Source organism: Catenulispora sp. GAS73 (assembly GCF_041262085.1).
In the GTDB taxonomy this organism is placed as follows: Bacteria; Actinomycetota; Actinomycetes; order Streptomycetales; family Catenulisporaceae; genus Catenulispora.
Window position 1 is genome coordinate 17,275 of record NZ_JBGCCM010000010.1, and the last position, 19,772, is coordinate 37,046.

18 protein-coding genes and 1 pseudogene are annotated in these 19,772 nt (G+C 69.0%); 8 read left to right on the plus strand and 11 right to left on the minus strand.

The window, feature by feature from the left end:
* Nucleotides 1–108 precede the first annotated feature (108 nt).
* Nucleotides 109–864 carry an alpha/beta hydrolase family protein gene (locus ABH935_RS16730; protein ID WP_370378805.1) on the minus strand — a complete coding sequence of 252 codons (756 nt, stop codon included), beginning with the start codon at nucleotides 862–864 and terminating at the stop codon, nucleotides 109–111.
* A gap of 221 nt (nucleotides 865–1,085) precedes the next feature.
* Nucleotides 1,086–1,775: a VIT1/CCC1 transporter family protein gene (locus tag ABH935_RS16735; protein ID WP_370378806.1), complete on the minus strand. Its 690-nt coding sequence runs from the start codon at nucleotides 1,773–1,775 to the stop codon at nucleotides 1,086–1,088.
* A 380-nt stretch (nucleotides 1,776–2,155) separates the two neighbouring features.
* Here ABH935_RS16735 and ABH935_RS16740 point away from each other — a divergent pair, with 380 nt between their 5' ends.
* Complete coding sequence (locus ABH935_RS16740) at nucleotides 2,156–2,389, plus strand: three-helix bundle dimerization domain-containing protein (protein WP_370378807.1); 234 nt, start codon at nucleotides 2,156–2,158, stop codon at nucleotides 2,387–2,389.
* A gap of 28 nt (nucleotides 2,390–2,417) precedes the next feature.
* On the opposite strand, the gene ABH935_RS16745 is transcribed toward ABH935_RS16740, so the two are convergent.
* The 3 genes and pseudogenes from ABH935_RS16745 to ABH935_RS16755 form a co-directional block, all read right to left on the minus strand.
* A complete protein-coding gene (locus ABH935_RS16745; protein WP_370378808.1) occupies nucleotides 2,418–2,750 on the minus strand; it encodes a hypothetical protein in 333 nt (110 codons plus the stop codon).
* Nucleotides 2,751–2,822: 72 nt separating this feature from the next.
* The gene (locus ABH935_RS16750; RefSeq protein ID WP_370378809.1) at nucleotides 2,823–3,689 is read right to left on the minus strand and encodes a universal stress protein; all 867 of its coding nucleotides are present in this window, start codon (nucleotides 3,687–3,689) and stop codon (nucleotides 2,823–2,825) included.
* 47 nt (nucleotides 3,690–3,736) lie between these two features.
* Nucleotides 3,737–4,267 (minus strand): annotated as a pseudogene (locus ABH935_RS16755) (M48 family metalloprotease); the annotation flags it as partial.
* A 583-nt stretch (nucleotides 4,268–4,850) separates the two neighbouring features.
* On the opposite strand from ABH935_RS16755, the gene ABH935_RS16760 reads away from it, so the two are divergent.
* The 5 genes from ABH935_RS16760 (at nucleotide 4,851) to mgtA (ending at nucleotide 11,955) form a co-directional block, all read left to right on the plus strand.
* The gene (locus ABH935_RS16760; RefSeq protein ID WP_370378810.1) at nucleotides 4,851–5,051 is read left to right on the plus strand and encodes a universal stress protein; all 201 of its coding nucleotides are present in this window, start codon (nucleotides 4,851–4,853) and stop codon (nucleotides 5,049–5,051) included.
* Entirely contained in the window at nucleotides 5,051–5,539 is a 489-nt protein-coding gene (locus ABH935_RS16765) for a general stress protein (RefSeq protein ID WP_370378811.1), read from the plus strand. The genes ABH935_RS16760 and ABH935_RS16765 overlap by 1 nt, the downstream gene beginning before the upstream one ends.
* Nucleotides 5,540–5,589: 50 nt before the next feature.
* Entirely contained in the window at nucleotides 5,590–8,385 is a 2,796-nt protein-coding gene (locus ABH935_RS16770; RefSeq protein ID WP_370378812.1) for a cation-translocating P-type ATPase, read from the plus strand.
* Between the two features lie 11 nt (nucleotides 8,386–8,396).
* Nucleotides 8,397–9,215, plus strand: coding sequence for a slipin family protein (locus ABH935_RS16775; protein ID WP_370378813.1), 819 nt, complete (start codon nucleotides 8,397–8,399; stop codon nucleotides 9,213–9,215).
* 76 nt (nucleotides 9,216–9,291) lie between these two features.
* Nucleotides 9,292–11,955 (plus strand): magnesium-translocating P-type ATPase, encoded by a 2,664-nt coding sequence (gene mgtA, locus ABH935_RS16780; RefSeq protein WP_370378814.1) that lies wholly within the window; start codon nucleotides 9,292–9,294, stop codon nucleotides 11,953–11,955.
* Between the two features lie 123 nt (nucleotides 11,956–12,078).
* On the opposite strand, the gene ABH935_RS16785 is transcribed toward mgtA, so the two are convergent.
* Nucleotides 12,079–12,507: an Hsp20/alpha crystallin family protein gene (locus ABH935_RS16785; RefSeq protein ID WP_370378815.1), complete on the minus strand. Its 429-nt coding sequence runs from the start codon at nucleotides 12,505–12,507 to the stop codon at nucleotides 12,079–12,081.
* A 370-nt stretch (nucleotides 12,508–12,877) separates the two neighbouring features.
* Here ABH935_RS16785 and ABH935_RS16790 point away from each other — a divergent pair, with 370 nt between their 5' ends.
* A complete protein-coding gene (locus ABH935_RS16790; protein WP_370378816.1) occupies nucleotides 12,878–13,171 on the plus strand; it encodes a histidine kinase in 294 nt (97 codons plus the stop codon).
* A 195-nt stretch (nucleotides 13,172–13,366) separates the two neighbouring features.
* Here the strand turns inward: ABH935_RS16790 and ABH935_RS16795 are convergent, their stop codons facing one another.
* From ABH935_RS16795 to ABH935_RS16810, 4 genes are read right to left on the minus strand one after another with little or no spacing between them, the layout of a single operon-like run.
* Nucleotides 13,367–14,281, minus strand: coding sequence for a carbamate kinase (locus tag ABH935_RS16795; RefSeq protein WP_370378817.1), 915 nt, complete (start codon nucleotides 14,279–14,281; stop codon nucleotides 13,367–13,369).
* 1 nt (nucleotide 14,282) lies between these two features.
* Nucleotides 14,283–15,296, minus strand: a complete 1,014-nt coding sequence (gene argF / locus ABH935_RS16800) for an ornithine carbamoyltransferase (protein WP_370378818.1) — start codon at nucleotides 15,294–15,296, stop codon at nucleotides 14,283–14,285.
* A 31-nt stretch (nucleotides 15,297–15,327) separates the two neighbouring features.
* On the minus strand, nucleotides 15,328–16,581 hold the full coding sequence (locus ABH935_RS16805) for an arginine deiminase (protein WP_370378819.1): 1,254 nt from the start codon (nucleotides 16,579–16,581) through the stop codon (nucleotides 15,328–15,330).
* 10 nt (nucleotides 16,582–16,591) lie between these two features.
* Nucleotides 16,592–18,007, minus strand: coding sequence for an amino acid permease (locus tag ABH935_RS16810; RefSeq protein WP_370379004.1), 1,416 nt, complete (start codon nucleotides 18,005–18,007; stop codon nucleotides 16,592–16,594).
* A gap of 530 nt (nucleotides 18,008–18,537) precedes the next feature.
* Here ABH935_RS16810 and ABH935_RS16815 point away from each other — a divergent pair.
* Nucleotides 18,538–18,981: a pyridoxamine 5'-phosphate oxidase family protein gene (locus ABH935_RS16815; protein WP_370378820.1), complete on the plus strand. Its 444-nt coding sequence runs from the start codon at nucleotides 18,538–18,540 to the stop codon at nucleotides 18,979–18,981.
* Here ABH935_RS16815 and ABH935_RS16820 read toward each other — a convergent pair.
* The gene (locus ABH935_RS16820; RefSeq protein ID WP_370378821.1) at nucleotides 18,978–19,742 is read right to left on the minus strand and encodes a DUF1206 domain-containing protein; all 765 of its coding nucleotides are present in this window, start codon (nucleotides 19,740–19,742) and stop codon (nucleotides 18,978–18,980) included. The two genes, ABH935_RS16815 and ABH935_RS16820, sit on opposite strands and share 4 nt — an antisense overlap.
* Nucleotides 19,743–19,772 lie beyond the last annotated feature (30 nt).

Here is a 19,772-nt window from a genome sequence, read left to right on the forward strand (position 1 = left end):
GCGCCGCGAAGTCGCCGATGTCCTCCGCGCCTTCCTTCCGGCTCAGGGCTAGACCGTCCAGGTGCGCCGTCCCGGCATCGCGCGGCCGGCACGATCCGCAGGAAGGACCTAGCTGTCGATGTACTGGCGGGCCCAGGCGCTGATGATGTGCGCGGCGCGCTGCGCGTGACCCCGGACCGTCAGCAGGTGGTCAGCGCCCTCCAGCGAGATGAAGCTGCGCGGGTGCTGCGCCTCGCGGAAGATCGCCCCGGCATCGGCGATGTCGACAGTGTCGTCGGTGGGCGAGTGCATGACCAGCAGCGGCCGCTTCAACTCCCTGATGCACTCACGCAGGCGGGCTCGACGGACGTCGTCGACGAACGCACGCTTCAGCACCAGGGTCCGCCCGCCGACGAACCACTCATGCTGCCCCTCACTGAGCACGCGATCCACGACCGCGTCGTACATCCGCTCCACATGGCTGGGATCGGAGGGCGCACCGATCGTGGCGACCGCGCGCACACCCATCGCCCCGGCCGCCGCGATCGCGGCAGCGCCACCCCACGAATGCCCCACCAGCAGATCCGCCGGAGTCCCCCGCTCAGCCATGAACTCCGCCGCACGGACCGTGTCCTGGACCTTGACAGTGAAGGAACCATCACCCCAGTCACCATCGGAGTCCCCGATACCGAGATTGTCGTAGCGGAGCATGCCGATCCCCTCCCGGGCCAGCTGCTTGCTGACGCGCGAGGCAGCCGGCGAGTTCCTACCGAGGGTGAAGCCATGGACGAAGATCCCCCACCCCCGAACCGGGCCCTCGGGCAGGTCGATCGACCCGGCCAGTTCAGGGCCGACGACGCTGGTGAATCTCACTTCTTCGGACAACGGTGCTCACTCCGGCGGGACATTGTGCAGTTCGAGGGCTGGTTACAACCATAGACACCGGCAAGGCCATTCATGATCTCGAAATCCTCGGCCGTGATCAACCCCGGATGCGCGACGCCGCCTGCCGGGTCAACGAGGGGCTACGTCAGAACAGCAGCGTCTCGCAGGCTCCCAGAAGCCCCTGCCCACAGGGGCGTTCGCGCCGGTGCGGTGGTGAAGCGTCAGACGTGGGCGCCCAGCAGATGGCCGATGAGATAGGTCGCCCCCACTGCCAGGGCGCCCAGGAGCAGCTGGCGCAGGCCGCTTTGGATCGGCGAGCGGCCGGTCAGGAGCGCGGCCAGCGCTCCGGCGGCCATGAGGGCGATCGCGCTGACGGCCAGAGCCACGGGCAGAGAGCTCAGGCCGAGCAGATACGGCAACAGAGGCAGGAGCGCCCCCAGAGAGAAGCTGAGGAAGCTGCTGATCGCCGCGGTCCAGGCTCCGGGCAACTTCTGGGCGTCAACACCGAGTTCCTCCTGGACGTGGACATGCAGGGCGTCCTTGGGGGACGCGGCCAGTTCGGTGGCGAAGGCCTTCGCGGTGGCCGGGCTGACGCCTCGGGCGATGTAGGTGTCCGCGAGTTCGGCGATCTCGCCCACCGGGTCCTGTGCGAGGGCGGCTTTCTCGTTGGCGACCTCGGCGTGGATCGCCTCGTTCTGAGTGGTGACGGAGATGTACTCGCCGGTGGCCATGGAGAATGCGCCTGCGACCAGCCCGGCCATACCGGTCAGGACGATGGTGTGGTGGGCTCCGCCACCACCGCCCACACCCGCGATGAGGCTGGAGTTGGTGACCAGTCCATCGGTGGCGCCGAAAACCGCGGCCCGCAGCCAACCACCGGAGACGTCCCGGTGCTCGTGTTCGCCTGCCACCCCCGGTGCGCCTGAAGACAGCGCGGCCGTGTCTGCTTCGGCACCGGAATCCACTTCGGCCTCCTCAGAATCACGACGAGCCCCGTAACGGGACGGTAGTCGCTGTTTCCCAACCCGGCGAATCGAAGGCCTTATAACCGCCCGCCATGGTCGTTCGGCCGGGACGCGGCGGGTCCTTCGGCCCTGTTCGACGTCGGCGGCCAATGGTCGGATGTTGAGAAGCGACCAGTTGCAGAACCAGCCCCGAGCCTGCTGCGGCATGACGATACTGAGATCCGACCCGAGCGCGTTGTCGGGCGCGGGCTCCGAAGGCGCCGACGACCACCGCCACCCGGCCGGCCCACCCGGCTCCCGCAACGCTCGATGAGAGGGCTCACAAGATGACCGTGTCAATTCGGCAGAATCGCGAGGACCATGCCATCACACAGGTCTGCGAAAGGCTCCGGACGGTGTTCGGCGACCGCAGCCGGTCCGAGGTCGACGGCGTCGTCACCCGAGTGACGGCGAGCTTCACGACCGCGCGGATCCGTGACTTCGTCCCCTTGCTCGTCGAGCGGATCTCCCGGGACGAGCTCAGCCACCGCTTCGGTCCGGTCCGGGGTTTGCGCTGCTGAGACCCCCGCCTCGGCCTTCCCGGCCTGTTCACAGGTCGGCCAACTCCTGGTTCGCCACGGCTCTCAGGCCTTGCTCCCTGGCGGTGAACGCCGTTCGCTCAGCCCGCCAGGCGGCGCGGCGCCGCAGCTGCCACGGCCTGGGCCGCCGCGAACGCCAGGCGTCCATCTCAAGCCGCCAGCACAGGTCCTCCACGGCGACGGCCAGCAGTGTCGGCGACTTGGCCGCCAAGCCCACCGGGACTTGGAGGCCGCACGATTCCAGGCCGAGGTTTCCCGACCGGCGGAAGGTCCGCGCTGATGGCCGGCGTCGCCGGACAAGGCGCTTCCGGACGACGGCCGCGCCGCCGTTGAGGATGGTCATGATCCTCTCCCGCCCTTTGAAAGCACTCCCCATGATGTGACGACGCTCATTCCTCGTCCGGCGCGACAGACATCAGTCGAGCGGTACCACTGCGACGGGGCACTCGGCGTGGTGCAGCGCGGTGTGCGCGACCGGCCCGATCCGCATGCCGTGCAGGTTGCCGCCGTGGCGCTGGGCTCCGACCACGAGCAGATCGAAGCCCTTGGAGGCCTCGACGAGCTCGGCACCGGCCGGGCCGGCGCCGATGAGCTCGGTGACGGCCACGTCGGAGTACTTGGACCGCCACGGCTGGACCACGGCTTCCAGGCGGATGGCCCACTCGTCCTTGACCTTCGCGGTGTTCTCGAAGGCGCTGTCGCCTTCGTTGTAGGGCAGAAACCACGGCTCGTCCCAGACATGCGCCACGGTCAGCGCGGCCCCGCGCCGTGCGGCCAGGGTGAAGGCGAAGTCGAAGATCCGGTCGCAGGGCCCGGCGAGGTCGACGGCGGCCAGCACCGCGCTGCGGGCCGGGCGTTCGTCGCCGCGGACCATGATGACCGGACAGACGACCCCGGCCAGCGCCCGCAGCGACACCGAGCCGACCATCAGTCCGTCGAACCCGCCGGTGCCGCGGTTGCCGACGACCAGCAGTTCGGCGTCACGACAGGCCTCGACCAGCGCCGCGGCCGCGTATCCGGCGACGGCGCGGGTCTGGACGTCGATCTCCGGATGGGCGGCGCGGACGCCGTTCGCGGCCGCTTCCAGCAGAACCTCGGCGGCCTCGTGGCACGCCTCTTGGGACATCTCGGGCTGCGAGAACAGCCGGCCCGCGACCGGCCACTGGTAGGCGTGGACGATTCGCAGCACGCTGTCTCGTGTCGCAGCCTCGCGGGTGGCCTCTGCCAGTGCACGCTCGCTGGGCGCGGTGTGGTCGTAGCCGACGACGACGGTGCGGTTCATGGCGGTCTCCTTCATGGGCGGTGCGTGTGCGGACTGCTTCGACGGGCCTACACAGTGAGGCCTTGCTGCATCCTTTCCAGGACAGAGATGCGCTCGGCGATCGGCGGGTGGGTGTCGAACAGACGGTGCACCCGGCCGGTGCGGTGTTGGAGCGGGCCGTCGATGCACATCGCGGCGGTGGCGTGGTTGGTGTGTGCCAGCGGGATGTCGTTGGCTTGGAGTTTGCGCAGGGCGCTGAGCAGTCCGGCGGGGTTGCGGGACAGTTCCACGCCGCTGGCGTCTGCCAGGGACTCCCGGCGCCGGGACAGCGCCAGGCGGATCAGCGGGCCGAGCAGGAATCCGACGACGGACAGCAGCGCACCGGCGGCGAAGACCAGCAGCATCAGCTGGGCACCGTCGCGGCCGCGGGACCGCATGAAGAACGCACTGCGCCAGACGAGCCCGGCGAGCAGCGCCGCCAGGCCGATCAGGGTACCGACAACGAGCAGCAGCCGGGTGTCGTAGTGCTTGATGTGGCTCATCTCGTGGGCCAGGACACCTTCGAGCTCCTCGCGGTCCATAGCTTGCACTCCTTGAGTTGTCCGGCCTGGCGGCGTCTGCCGGCCTGGTCGTCTCTCCGGGCCCGGTGCCCGGCCGAGGCGAGAAGCTGATGCCTCGTGGACGACACCGGGCAGCTGCCCGGGCCGGTCTCCTCCGCCCATGCATGCCCAGTCCGCACAGACCAAACGTACGAATCGGAGCCGGCTACCCTCTGTCTCCGGGATCGGCGGACCGGTCAGGTCTGCCGCGGGCGGATCCCTGCTGATCAGCCCAGCCGATCAGGGGCGTTCGGCCCTGCTGCCGGCAGCGGTGCGGCGGACACGATGGGTTCATGACCCAGGCACAGCCGAAGACGGACAGCGCGCTCATTCGTCCAGAACGAGCGTAGGCTCGACATGTCGCTCTGGTCCCCGGTGGCTGTCCACCCGCCGCCGATGACGTGCCGCCCACGAGACTCGCGGGCTCCGACCGAGCAGATCACCCACCGTCAGCTTTTCGCCGCCTCCTGTCGCGGCTCCCTGTGGTCGGCGTCCGGGCCGTCGACAAACGCTCCACCAAGCAACCCGGCCCATCAGCGCAGCGGTCACCAGGCGACCGCGACACCCCATCACGGAGGTTGCCATGCCAGACCAGACCACAGACCAGACCACAGACCAGACCACAGACCGAGAACACCGCATCGTCGTCGGAGTCGACGGATCGCCGTGCTCGAAGACAGCCCTGCTGCGGGCCATGAACCAGGCACGGCAGACCGGAGCCGAGGTCGTCGAGACCGCCGCAGCGCACATCCCGAACACCGATGACGCCTGGAGCCAGTCCTGATGAACACCGCGACATCGGCAAGCATGCGGATCACCATCGCGGCGGCATCGGGCGACCAGGTGTCGCTGGGTTCGTACCCGACCTACGCGCAGGCGCAGAGCGTGATCGAGCGTCTCGCCGACCAGCAGTTCGAGGTCGAGACGACCGAGATCATCGGCAACGACCTGCGCATGGTGGAACACGTCACCGGCCGGTTGACCTGGCCGCGCGCGCTGATCGGCGGCATCGGCTCCGGGGCGTGGTTCGGGCTGTTCGTCGGGCTGCTCATCGACATCCTGACCACGGTGTCCTTCGGCCGCGCACTGCTCTTCGGTCTGGTCTGGGGCGTGATCTTCGGCGGCTGCTACGCGGCCGTCAGCTACGGCCTGATCGCCGGCCGCCGCGACTTCACCTCCCGCAGCGCCATCGTTCCGAGCCGCTTCGAGGTCCTGGTGGCCGCGACGCACAGCGACCGCGCCCACGCCCTACTGGCCGCCTCGCCGCGATAAGCGCGCGGCCGATGGCTCCGCGAAGTCGGCGGGGCTGAGGAGAGACGACGATGACCGCCACCGACACAGCACCCGTCGAAAGTCCCGGGTCGCCGAACGACGCCGACACCGCCGAAACCGTCGACGAACGTCAACCGCTGGCAGAGCTGTACCGGGATCTGCACACCTCGCCGAAGGGACTGTCGGAACGGGAGACCGCCCGGCGGCGCCTGGTGTACGGCGCGAACGAGCTCACCCGGCGCGGCGGTCGGCGGTGGCCCCGGGAGCTGCTCGATCAGTTCACCCAGCCGTTGGCGATCCTGTTGGCGGTCGCGGCGGTGCTGGCGTGGGCCGGTGGCACGCCGGCGCTGTCCGTCGCCGTCGTGGCCGTGATCCTGCTCAACGCCGGATTCGCGTTCGTTCAGGAGATGCAGGCCGAGCGCGCGGTGGAGGCCCTGGCCGCGTTCCTGCCCGCGACGACGAAAGTCGTGCGCGACGGAGTACGCGGCGAGATCCAGGCCCGGGACCTGGTCCCCGGCGACGTGCTGGTCGTCGCCGAAGGGGACCGGGTCAGCGCGGACGCGCGAATCATCGACGGGGACGTCCTGCTGGACCTGTCGTCGCTGACCGGCGAATCGGAGCCGGTGAGCCGTTCCAGGCAGCCGACGGAAGTGCCCGGTTCTCTGCTGGAGGCACACGACCTGGTCTTCAGCGGCTCCACCTGTACCGGCGGCGAGGCGACCGCCGTGGTGACCCGAACCGGCATGCACACCGAGCTCGGGCGGATCGCCGCCCTGTCCCAGCGCGGGACCACCGAGCGGAGCCCTTTGGAGACCCAGGTGCGCCGTGCGACCTGGATCATCGCGCTCGTCGCGGTCGTGATGGGAGCCGCCTTCCTGCCCGCCGGGCTCGCCGCCGGCCTGGGCTGGAGCGCGGCGATCAGCTTCTCGATCGGGCTGATCGTCGCCAACGTGCCCGAGGGGCTGCTCCCGACCATCACCCTGGCGCTGGCCGCCGGAGTACGCGAACTCGCGCGAAAGGGTGCCGTCGTCAAGCGGCTGTCCTCGGTGGAGACGCTCGGATCGACCACCGTGATCTGCACCGACAAGACCGGAACCCTGACCGAGAACCGGATGCGCGTCACCAAGCTCTGGCTGACCGGTGCCGAACTCGACGCCACGACTCCGGTCGACGATCCGCGGGCCCTGGCACTCACCCGGGCCGCGGCGGCGTGCACAACCGCCGAGGCTCCCAGCGACACCCAGCCGAAAGGCACCGGCGATCCGACCGAACTCGCCCTCCTGAGGCTGGCCGACGAACTCGGCGTCGCCGTCGATCCCGCCGAACGAAAGGCCTCCCGGCGCGCGATATTCCACTTCGACGCACGCTTGAAGCGGATGTCGACCATCGATGGGGACGGTGCGACGGCCGCCGTCCACACGAAAGGTGCGCTGGAGACGATCCTGCCGTGCTGCACGCGACTGCTCGACCCGCAGGGCACAGAGCGTCCGCTGGACGATCCGGCGAGAGCCGAATTGCAGCAGGCCATGGATCGCTACGCGGCCGGCGGCCTCAGAGTCTTGGCGGTCGCCAGTCGCACGGTCGACGCCGGCCGGACCGTCCCGGTCAAGCGCGAGGACGCCGAGTCCGGGCTCACCCTGATCGGACTGGTCGCGATGGCCGACCCGCCGCGCGCCGGGGTCGCCGAAGCGGTGGTCCAGGCCCATGGGGCCGGGATGCGGATCCATGTCATCACCGGCGACTACGGCCCGACGGCGGCTGCGATCGCCCGGCAGGTCGGTATCGGCGGCCGGGACGGCCGGATCGTGGCCGGGCCGGAGCTGGACCGGCTGACCGATGCCGAGCTGGACGCGGTGCTCGCCGAGGCCGGCGAGATCGTGTTCGCGCGCGCGTCCCCGGAGGCCAAGCTCCGGATCTGTGCGGCGCTGCGAGCCCGTGGCGAGGTCGTGGCGATGACCGGCGACGGCGTCAACGACGCCCCGGCGCTGCGGCACGCGGACATCGGCGTGGCGATGGGCAGGTCCGGGACCGACGTCGCCCGGGAGGCCGCGACGATGGTCCTGACCGACGACCACTTCGCCACCATCGTCGTCGCGGTCGACGCCGGGCGGCGGGTGTTCGACAACGTCCGCAAATTCGTGCTCTACATCTTCGCCCACGCGGTCCCGGAAGTGGTGCCGTTCCTGGTGTTCGCTCTGTCCGGCGGCGCGATCCCGCTGCCGTTGAGCGTGCTGCAGATCCTCGCGGTCGACCTGGGCACCGAGACGCTCCCGGCTCTGGCCCTGGGCCGCGAGCCGGCCGAACCCGGACTGATGAGCCGGCCGCCCAGGCCGCGCACCGCGGGCGTCATCGACCGGGTACTGCTCCTGCGCGCCTGGGCCCTGCTCGGATCGATCTCGGCGGCGCTGGTGATGGGGGCGTTCTTCTTCACGCTGTGGCGGGCCGGCTGGCATTCCGGCGACCCGACCGGAGGCGGCACCCCGCTGCACCACGCCTACCTCCAGGCCACGACGATCACCTTCGCGGGCATCGTCTCCTGCCAGATAGGCACCGCCTTCGCCTCCCGGACAGACCGGGCCTCCCTGTTCACCATCGGCCTGTGGTCCAACCCACTGCTGCTGTGGGGCATCGCTTTCGAGCTGGTCTTCACCGCGGCCGTCGTCTACACGCCGCCGCTGCAACACATCTTCGGAACCGCGGCCCTGAGCCCGGCACAGCTGGCCGTCATCGCCCCGTTCCCCTTCATCGTCTGGGGCGTGGACGAACTCGTCCGCCGGGCCCGTCGCGGCAGGAGCGAACCCGCCGCCTCCGCGACTCCCGGTCCGGCGCTTTCCCTCGCGCAGTAAGGAATCCCATCATGGTGTTCGCATGGATCGTCGTCATCATCGTCGTCGTGGCAGTGCTCTACCTCTGGCTGGCCGTCAAGGTCGTCAAGCAGTACGAGCAGGGAGTCATGTTCCGACTCGGCCGGGTCAAAGGCGTCAAGGAGGCCGGGCTGATCCTCATCGTCCCGTTCATCGACATCCTGCACCGGGTGTCGCTGCGGATCGTCACCATGCCGATCCAGTCCCAGGGCATCATCACCCGCGACAACGTCAGCGTCGACGTGTCCGCCGTGGCCTACTTCCGCGTCGTCGACGCTGTGAAGTCGGTCGTGGCGATCGAGAACGTCCACGCCGCGATCGACCAGATCGCCCAGACGACGCTGCGCAAGGTCGTCGGCCAGCACACGCTGGACGAGACCCTGTCCGAGACCGACCGGATCAACGTGAACATCCGCGAGATCCTGGACGTCGCCACCATCGAATGGGGCGTCGTGGTCACCCTCGTCGAACTCAAGGACATCCAACTCCCCGACAGCATGAAGCGGGCGATGGCCAAGCAGGCCGAGGCCGAGCGGGAGAAGAGGGCGAAGATCATCAACGCCGAGGGTGAGGCGCTGGCCGCCGACGCCCTGGGCGCCGCAGCCGACATCATGATGAACCACCCGCTGGCGCTTCAGCTGCGCAACCTGCAGAGTCTCGTGGAGATCGGCGTCGACAAGAACACCACCGTCGTCTTCCCCGCACCTTTGATGAGCACCATCGGCGAACTCGGATCGTTCCTGGCCCACGAGACGGCGGCGGCTCGTGGTGCCCAGGCTCCGCCTGCCACGACAGCGAAGCTAGATCAGTGAGCTGTCACAACCTCGGCGATCGCTTCCGCGCCTGGCCGCGCTCCGCCGCGCGCAACGCACAGACGGGCGTCAGCAGATGACGGCCGCCGCCCTGTCGCAGCCGACCGCTTCCGTCCACGAAGCAGCCTCCGCTGCCGCCATGCCCACGGCGGACGTTCTGCGCGGGCTCGGCGTGACCGCCGAGCAAGGCCTGCCGAGCGAAGAGGCCGGTCGGCGGCAGGCCGAGTACGGCCCCAACGCGGTCACCTCGCACAAGGCCCGCATGCTGTCAGTGCTCTGGCACCAGCTGCGCTCACCGCTGCTCGGGTTGCTGACGGCCGCCGCCGCTGTGTCCTTCCTGGTCGGCGAGCGCAGCGACGCCGTCATCATCGGCGTGATCGTCGCCGTGTCGGTCGGGCTGGGGTTCGTCAACGAATACCGGGCCGAGAAGGCCGCCGAGGCACTGCACTCCCAGATCCACCACGACACCGTGGTCGTGCGCGACGGGAAGCCGACCGCGGTGGACGTCACCACCCTGGTGCCCGGTGACGTCGTCGAGCTGCGGCTCGGCGACGTCGTCCCGGCCGATCTGCGGCTGCTGGCCGTCACCGGCCTGGAGTGCGACGAGTCGGTCCTGACCGGTGAATCGCTGCCCACCGACAAGCACACCGACCCGGTTCCCGCGGGCACCACGTTGGCAGAGCTGTCCGGGTGCGCGTTGATGGGCACCGTGGTCCACGCCGGGAGCGCCACCGGGCTCGTGGTGGCCACCGGGCCGCACACCGAGTTCGGCAAGATCGCCGCAGGCCTGGACACGCATCCCCTGGACACCGAGTTCCAGGTCGGGCTGCGGAAGTTCTCGATGCTGCTGGTGTACGTCGCCGGCGCGCTGACCACGACGATCTTCGTGATGAACGTGGTGCTGCACAAGCCGATCATCGACGCGCTGCTGTTCTCCCTGGCGATCGCGGTCGGCATCACCCCGCAACTGCTGCCCGCGGTCGTATCCACCTCCCTGGCCGCCGGATCGCACCGGATGAGCCGACGCAAGGTCCTGGTCAAGCGCCTGGTGTGCATCGAGGACCTCGGCGACATAGACGTCCTGTTCACCGACAAGACCGGCACCCTCACCGCCGGGAAGATCGATTACGAGCACGCCATTTCCGCCGACCCCGGCGACGACGCGGCAGCAGACCGAGAGGCCGTGCTTCGCTGGGGGCTGCTGTGCACGGAGAACTCGGGGACCGACGGACTCGCCGTCGGCGGGAATCCACTCGACCAGGCCCTTTGGCAGTCTCCGGCCTCGCAGGCCCTGCACCCCGCGCTGGCCGACTACACGCGCCTGGCGATGCTGCCCTTCGACCACGAGCGCCGGATGGCCTCGACCCTGGTCCGGGACGGCGCGGGACAGACGACCATCGTGACCAAGGGAGCCCCGGAAAGCGTCCTGGACCGGTGCGTCGACGTTCCGGAGGCGGCGCGGAAGGCCCTGGACGCGGAGTTCGCCGCCGGCAACCGGGTCGTCGCGGTGGCCACCCGGCCCGTCAGCGGAATGAGCCAGGTGACGCCCGAGGACGAACGCGGGCTGGCCCTCGTCGGGCTCCTCGTTTTCCTGGACCCGCCCAAACAGGACGCGGCCCAGGCCCTGCGCCGTCTGGCCGACCTCGGCATCGCGGTGAAGGTCGTCACCGGCGACAACGCCGCCGTCGCCCTGAAGGTCTGCCGCGACCTGGGGCTGGGCCGCGGCGACGCGCTGACCGGTGCCGACCTCGACAAGCTCGACGACACCGAGCTCGCCGCGGCGATCGCCACCACCACCGTGTTCGCCCGCGTCAGTCCCGAGGACAAGGCCCGCATCGTGCACGTCCGACGGCTGGCCGGCGGCGGTGTCGCGTTCCTCGGCGACGGCGTGAACGACGCGCTGGCGCTGCACGCCGCCGACGTCGGCATCTCGGTCGACTCGGCGACCGACGTCGCCAAGGACGCCGCCGACGTGATCCTGCTGGAGAAGGACCTCGACGTGCTCGCCGACGGCGTGGCCGAAGGCCGGCGGATCTTCGCCAACACCATCAAGTACGTCCTGATGGGCACGTCCAGCAACTTCGGCAACATGGCCTCGGCCGCGGGCGCGTCGCTGTTCCTGTCCTTCCTGCCGATGCTGCCCTCGCAGATCCTGCTCAACAACCTGCTGTACGACACCAGCCAGCTGGCCATCCCCACCGACAACGTCGACGAGGAGCAACTGCGACGCCCTTCTCACTGGGACATCGGCTTCATCCGCCGCTTCATGATCTACTTCGGGCCGCTGAGCTCCGTCTTCGACTTCCTCACCTTCGGCGTCATGCTCTGGGTCTTCCACTCCGGCCCGGCCCAGTTCCGCTCCGGTTGGTTCGTGGAGTCCCTGGCCACCCAGACCCTGGTGATCTTCGCCATCCGCACCCGGCGCATCCCCTTCTTCCGCAGCCACCCCAGCCTGCCGCTGACCCTCGCCGCGCTGGCCGTGGTCGCCGTCGGCGCGGTGCTCCCCGCCACCCCACTGGCCCACACACTCGGCTTCCAGCCGCTGCCGGCTGCGTACTTCGCAGCCCTGGCCGGCATGGTCGTCGGGTACCTGATCCTGATCGAGATCGGCAAGAAGATCTTCTACCGCACCGTGTCCGCCGGCGCACCCAGGACGCGCGCCGACAAGTCGCATCGCAACCTTCGCGACCTTCGCAACCTGCGACGCCGCGCCGCACGCTTCAGCACCGCCGAACGCTGACCTCGCAGACGCGTCAGCGGGGTACCAGCGTTCGGCGGCACAGCGAACCGCCCCGCGCGTGATGAGCGCGGGGCGGTCCGCTGTCCCACGCATCACGAGGATCCGTGAGACAGATGCCCAGTCCTACTTGGCGGACGCGACCTTGATCTTGTGGCTGGCGGCCTTCACCGGCTTGTCCAGGGGAACCCGGACGGTCAGGATGCCGTCGTCGTAGCTCGCGGTGACCTTCTCCGGCTTCGCACTGTCCGGGAGGCGCACGGTGCGGTTGTACGCGCCGTAGCGGAACTCCGAGTGCTGGCGGTCCTGCTGCTGCTCGTTGCGCTCAGCATGCAGAGTGAGCATGCCGTCGGTCACGGCGACGTCGAAGTCCTCGGCCGAGTCGAGGCCGGGCATCTCGCCCCGGACGACGTAGGCGTCGGTCTCGTAGTGGGTCTCGACCCGGATGCCGTACGGCGACTGCGGGCGGATGCCGAACAGCTGCTGCAGCGGATCGGTCAGGTCGCTCAAGTCCGGCATGGCCGGGAACTGCGCACGGCGAGTGGACTCACTCATGGGAACTCCTATCCAGAAGACGTATCCGCCTTCTGCTCACCTTCAACACAACACCCAGAGCAGATATCAGAGCAGTGCCATAGGTCCTGGCATACCCGGGACCTCCGGCGCGGCGTCGACGCCGGCCGATCCGGCACCTCAAGTGATCGCCCATCGGGAGTGCGCTGTGCGGGACGGCTAAGGTCCGTCATGCAGTCGGGGCAACGACCGCCCCCCGCGCGCCGTCGCGGCTTGTAGCGCGCATACAGTGCGCCTAGGATCAAATCAGACGCTCCAAAGAAGGGCAGCCCCGCCAAGTCCCGGTCAGGCCCGGACCCCGTCGGTCCCGGTTCCGCCGCGCTGCCTGCCTCAACGGCAAGGTGGCTCAAACATGACTTTCCGCGTTCCGGCCGAGAAATCGTCGGCGCCCGGTGCGATGGCAGCCGATCGAGATCTGGACGCCGAGCGGGAACGTATCGCCGCCGGCCTGACCGACAAAGTGATCCACTCCATGTTCGCTGCCAGCCTGGACCTGCACGGCGCGCTGGCCCTGGAGGCCAGCGAACAGATCCACGATCGGGTACGGGCCGCGATCGGCGAGCTGGACGAGGCCATCGCCCTTGTCCGAACCACGGTGTTCGACTTGGGGTATCCGGCCGCCGCAGCCCCGGACACGCTCGCCTGAGCCGAAGCGTCACGGCGTACGAGGACGAAAGCTGCGATACGGCCTGGCCACCCGGGCTCGATCATGTGGCTGAAGCTCCTCACTTCAACGACATGATCCGAACCCCGAACAACTCCTCGTGCAGCGGGAATCGGGACTTGCCCGTAGCGGCGCCCTGCGCTCATGGCGGGGCTACCAGCCGGGCGCGTTAGCAGGTCAGTCCGGGTCGACGCTGATAGTGGTGCCCGCAGTGCCGGCCAAAACCGCTGCCGCCTCGGCCAGCGATCCGATGGCCGCCGACCGGCCGGTGGCTTCAACGAAGCCGCGGCAGGCGGCGATCTTGGGGCCCATGGATCCGGCGGGGAACTCCAGCCGGTCCAGGTCCCGAGGACTCAAGTGCCTCAACGGGGCTGCCTGCGGTGTGCCGAAGTTCTTGATCACGGCGGCGACGTCCGTGAGCACGAGCAGCCGGTCGGCCTCGACGGCGATCGCCAGCAGGGCCGAGGTGAGGTCCTTGTCGACCACGGCTTCGACGCCGTGGAGCTGTCCGGAGCCGTCGCCGGACACCGGGGCTCCCCCTCCCCCTCCACAGATGACCACTGCCTGATCCCGGAGAAGCCCGGTGATCGAGTCCTGCTCGACGATCCGCTTCGGCGCCGGCGAGGGCACGACGCGCCGCCACTCGTCCCCGTCGGCGGCGATGGCCCAACCATGCCGATCAGCCAAGTGTTTGGCCTGCTCAAGGGTGTAGACCGGTCCGACGAACTTGGTGGGGTCGGCGAAGGCCGGATCAGCCGGGTCGACGACCGTCTGGGTGACCAGGCTCAGAACGGGCTTGGCCACCCCGGCGTTGCGCAGGCACTGGGCCAGCCAGTACCCGATCATTCCCTGTGTCTGGGCGACCAGGACGTCCAGCGGGTAGGGCCGGGTCAGCGACGAGTCGTTCTCGCTCTCCATGGACAGCATCCCGACCTGCGGGCCGTTGCCATGGCAGATGAGCAACTCGTGCTCCACGGCCAACGGAGCCAGGGCCAGCGCGGCCGCCCGGATGTGGTCGATCTGGACCGCGGCGTCGAGCTTCTCACCACGGCGCAGCAGCGCGTTTCCACCGAGCGCGGCCACGACGCGCATGTCAGTCCCGCCCGAGGGCGGCGACCATGACCGCCTTGATGGTGTGCAGCCGGTTCTCCGCCTGGTCGAAGACCACCGAGCGGGCGGACTCGAAGACCTCGTCGGTGACCTCGGCGCCGTCCAGGCCGTACTGGTCGAACAGGCGCTGACCGAGCCTGGTGGTGGTGTCGTGGACGCAGGGCAGGCAGTGCAGGAACTTCGTGTCCTGTCTGCCCGACGACTGCATGACCTTCTCGGTGACCCGGTAGGGCAGCAGCGTCGGGATCCGGGTGCTCCACTGCTCATAAGGCTCGCCCATGCTGACCCACACGTCGGTGTAGACGAAGTCGACGCCGGCCACACCCTGCTCGACGTCCTCGGTGACCAGGACGCGCGCGCCACTGTCCGCGGCGAGGCGTTGAGCGGTGGCGATGACCTCGCCGGGCGGCCAGAGCGAGCGCGGGGCGGCGATGCGCACGTCCATGCCGAGCAGCGCACCGGTGATCAACAAGGAGCGGGCGACGTTGTTGTGGCCGTCGCCCAGGAAACAGAAGGCGATCTCCTCGATCGGGCCGGGGTGGTGCTCGGTCATGGTGAGGATGTCGGCGAGCATCTGGGTGGGGTGCCAGGAGTCGGTCAGGCCGTTCCACACCGGCACTCCGGCGTGGTCCGCCAGCTGCTCGGCGGTGTCCTGGGCGTAGCCGCGGAACTCGATGCCGTCGAACATCCGGCCCAGCACCCGCGCGGTGTCGGGAATCGACTCGTCGCGGCCGATGTGGGAACCGGTCGGGTCGAGGTAGGTGACGTGGGCGCCCTGCTCGTGGGCGGCGACCTCGAACGCGCAGCGGGTGCGGGTGGAGCTCTTCTCGAAGACCAGCGCGATGGTGCGGCCGGTCAGCCGGGGGTGTTCGGTGCCGGCGGCCCTGGCCTGCTTCAGTTGCGCGGCGTGGGCGATCAGAGCCAGGAACCGCGCCTTGCTCAGGTCGAGTTCCTTGAGCAGGCTGCCGGGGTGGCGGGTCGTCATGGTGATGGTCACGGGAGGGTCCTCTCGGTGTGACGCACGATTGTCAGATGCCGTCGCGTTGGATGGGGCACGTCATGCAGCGCGCGCCGCCTCGGCCTCGTCCCAGTTCGCTGCCGGGGATGCTGAGGACCTCGATGCCGTTGTCCCGCAGCATGTCGTTGGTGACGGTGTTGCGTTCGTAGCCGACGACTGTGCCGGGTGCGACGGTGAGGAAGTTGTTGGCGTCGTCCCACTGTTCGCGCTGGGCGGCGCGGTTGTCGTCGTCGGCGGACAGGACCCTGATCTTCTCGATGCCCAGGGCCTCGGCGATGGCGGCCAGCAGGTCGTCGCGGTGTTCGATGTGCAGGCTGCCGGTGTCGTGCTCGAAGGTCTCCAACGAGTCGGCGGGGACGATCACCCAGCTCTTCATGGCCGGCATGTCGAGGTTGGGATAGCGCACGAAGGTGTCGACGTCGATCATGGTCAGGATGGTGTCCAGGTGCATGAAGGCGTGTGACTTGGGGAGCTGCACGGCGATGACGGTGGTGGCCTGGCGCGTGCCGAACAGCTCTCGGGCCAGGATCTCCACCCCCATCGGGGTGGTGCGCTCGCCCATCCCGATGAGGACGACGCCCCGGCCCAGGACGTGGATGTCGCCGCCTTCCAGCGTGCCGGGCTGGTGGCTCACGTCGTCGTCGCCGTAGTAGGCCGGGAGCGCGCCGGCGTCGGCGAACAGCGGGTGGTGCCGGTAGACGACCCGGCTGTGGAGGGATTCGCGCTGCCGCGCGGCCTTGGCCATCGGGTTGATCGTGACGCCGCCGTAGACCCAGGCCCAGTTGTCGCGCTGGAACAGCGTGTTGGGCAGCGGCGCCAGGACGAAGTCGTCCAGTTCGAGTGTCTGCCAGCGCAGGCTGCGCGCCCGCATCGGCGAGAGGTCGGCCCGGGTCACCCCGCCGATCAACAGCTCGGCCAGGGTGGGGGCGTCGGCTTCCTCGGCCAGCCGGCGCAGCGGTTCCACGAGCGTGGGTCCGACTTGTTCCGGGGTGCAGACGCGGTTGAGGACGAAGTCCCGGGCCTCCGGGATCTCAAGCGTTTCGGCGAGCAAGGTGTCGAAGTGGTGGACTGTGACGCCGTGGCCACGCAACACCTGGACGAACGTGTCGTGCTCCTCGCGTGCCTTGGCGGCCCACAGCACGTCGTCGAACAGCAGGGATTCGCAGTTGTCCGGGGTCAGGCGGCTCAGTTCCAGTCCCGGCCGGTGGACGACGGCCTGGTGCAGCCGGCCGACTTCGGAGTGGACTCCGAGGGTGTGGGGCATGGCGGTCTCCTCAAGATTTGTCAGGTCCGTGCTCTGATACGACGGTCGCGAGCTGCGCCGGTCCTTCGCCCGGGATCGTGAGGTGCGGTGACGCGCCGCTGGACGCCGGCAGCAGCTCGACGGTGCCGACGGGGATGACCGTGCTTTCGCCGTACTCGTCACGTCCGACCTTGAGCCAGATGTAGACCGGCAGCCCGAGCAGCAGGCAGAACAGGCCGTAGTAGACGGCTTGATAGCCGCTGCCGGCCAGGGACCAGAACGTGAAGACCAGCGCGAGCCCGGACACCCCGCAGTCGCGGATCAGATGGGCCCAGTGTGCGTCGCGGCCGCGGGTGAGCAGCCAGTACAGCTGAGCGGCAGCACTGAACAGGTACGGGATGACCGCGGTGAGCACCGACAGGAGCACCAGTGTGGTGAAGACCTTGTCGAACTGGGTGTAGCTGACGACCGTCAGCACCGTGGCCAGGACAGTCGAGCTGATGATGCCGAACGCCGGCACACCGCGGCGGGTCCGGGCGAACGCCGCCGGGAACAGCCGGTCGCGTGCGGCGGCCATCGGCATCTCGGCCACGATCAACGTCCAGCCGATCAGGGCACCGAGGCCGGAGATGATCGCAGCGATCGCGACGGTCTTGCCGGCCCACTGGCCGCCGAAGATGGCGTTCGCCGAGTCGGTGAACGGTGCGGTGGACTTGCGCAGGGCGGCGTTGGACACGGTACCGAAGACGGTCACGGTGCCCAGAATGTAGACCAGCGCGCAGGCGATCGTGCCGAGCACGGTGGCCCGGGCGACGTTGCGCCCCGGGCTGCGTACGCGGCCGGCGGCCACGGACGCGGTCTCGATGCCCAGATAGCTGAACAGGGCGATCGCGGCGGCAGCGGAGATCGCACCGCCGGCCGAGGTCCCGCCGGCGTTGAACGGGCCGAAGTTGTGCGACTTGATGAACAGCAAACCGATGGTGGCCATGAACAGCAGCGGAATGAACTTCAGGACCGTCGTGACCACCTGGAAGACACCCGAGTTCCGAACACCGGACAGGTTGACGACCGCCGGGATCCACAGGCCGAGCATCGCTATCGCGATCGACCATGCTTTGGCGTGTCCGCTGTTCCAGAACACTTCGACGTAGCCGACCCAGGCCACGACGATCGCGGCGTTTCCCGCCCACGCGGTGATCCAGTACGACCAGGCGTTGAGGAAGCCTGCGAAGTCGCCGAAAGCGTCGCGGGCGTAGACGTACGGCCCACCGGAGCCGGGAACGCGCTTGGACAGCGCCCCGAAGGTCAGCGCCAGCGCGAGCGCCCCGATGGTGATCAGCACGAACGCGACCAGGCTGATCGGGCCGTAGGCCGCCAGCGCGCTGGGCAGAGCGAACACGCCTGTGCCGATCACCGTTCCGACGACGAGCGCGGTGGCGGTCGGCAGACCGAACTCACGCTTGTCAGGAGCCTCGCCTCCGGTATCGGGACCGGGCGGCGTTCCGGTTGCGGGGAGATCCGCTGAGCGCGGACTCGGGGAGCCGTTCTGACGATCGTCAACGATGTCGACCAACACACTCACGTTCCTCAAAGTGCGTAGGGTCCGGTGCCTTCGACGCGCGAGCGCCGGCAGACCAGGTTTCGGGCGACCACGAGACCCGCAGCGCCCGCGTCGGAGAATCAGATCATTGACCGAACCGATGGTGCCGTGCCCGCACAGGGCAGCAAGGCACTCGTCGAGGAGATGGACAGGGGAGGCTTCGTCACGATGCCTTCTGATCCGGGACACGGTCACGGCGGCGGGCGGACAGCCACCGGGGTCCCGAGCGACGACCCAACCCTACGCCGTTATCTGACCGCCGAGCATCACGCACGGTGGCGCACCAGCCGGACGCCGCCTGGCTCCCAGTCCTCCGGCACACGGGCCGGGGACTTTCGGCCCTGGTCGATGGAATGACGATTCCGCACTATGAAGAGATGAGCCACGATGAACGCGCGTTGGGCGAACTGTCAGAGCGAGAGTGCCTGGACCGGCTGGGGTCGACATCGGTCGGCCGCATCGCCTTCAGCCAGAATGCCCTCCCCGCCGTGGTTCCCGTGAACTTCGTCCTCGACGGCGGCCACATCATGTTCCGCACCGCGCCGGGATCCAAACTGGACGCCGCCGTCCGCGGCGCGGTCGTGGCCTTCGAGACCGACCACATCGACCCGAGCACCCGCACCGGGTGGTCGGTCCTGGTGGTCGGACGGTGCAGCCACGAAACCGACCCGGCCGTCATCGAGCGCCTCGACCGGTTGCCCCTGGATCCTTGGCTGCCTGATCCCACCAACAACTTCGTGCGCATCTGCTGCGACCAAACCACCGGCCGTATCCTCGGCGCCGACCGCGTCAACCGCGAGTCGGGGCACTCGACCGGTTAAATGCCGCGGTGCCAGCGGGCCTCACACAGCGAGTACCCGCCGAACAGCACGAACCCGACGGCGACCGCTACCAGCAGCCACGGACCGAGCGGTGTGTGGGCGAAGGAGCGCAGCGTGGCGTCGATCCCCTTGGCCTTGCTCGCGTCGTACCTCACCGCGGCGTCCACGAGGAAGACGCCGATCATGCCGAACACCAGTCCTCGGGCGACGTTGCCGACGACCCCGAGCATCTCCACGGTTTCGCGAGTCCGTTTGCCGGCTCCCGAGAGGTTGAGATCCTTGACGAAGCTCCGGGTGGCCCCGGTCTTGATCAGGTACAGCCCAGCCAGGACGATCACGGCCCCGACGACGCCCACCAGCACTCGCCCTCCGGTGTGCGTCATCGCCTGGACGGTGAAATCGTGGGACTGCTGATTGGTCGACGCCGGCAGCTGCCGGTCCCGGACGAACTTCAGCGTCCCGACGAAGAACACCGCGTACAGGACGCCACGGCCGAATGCCAACGCCCGCTCGGTCCCGCTGTGGGCTTTCCGGCCGCGCACGCCGTACAACGCCTGGGCGAAACGCCACAGCGCCATCGCGGCGAACCCGATGACCAGCAGCCACAAGACCAGCCGGCCGTAGGACTCACCGGCGATCGCCTGCAGCGCACCCGTGCGGTCGGCCTCGGGAGCGGCCTTGCCGCGGGCGATCGCGATCGCGAGTACCCCGATGAGGATGTAGACGACGCCACGAGCCGTGAAGCCCAGCCGAGCGAGCATCTCAAGACCATGCGACGACGTCGCCGAGCG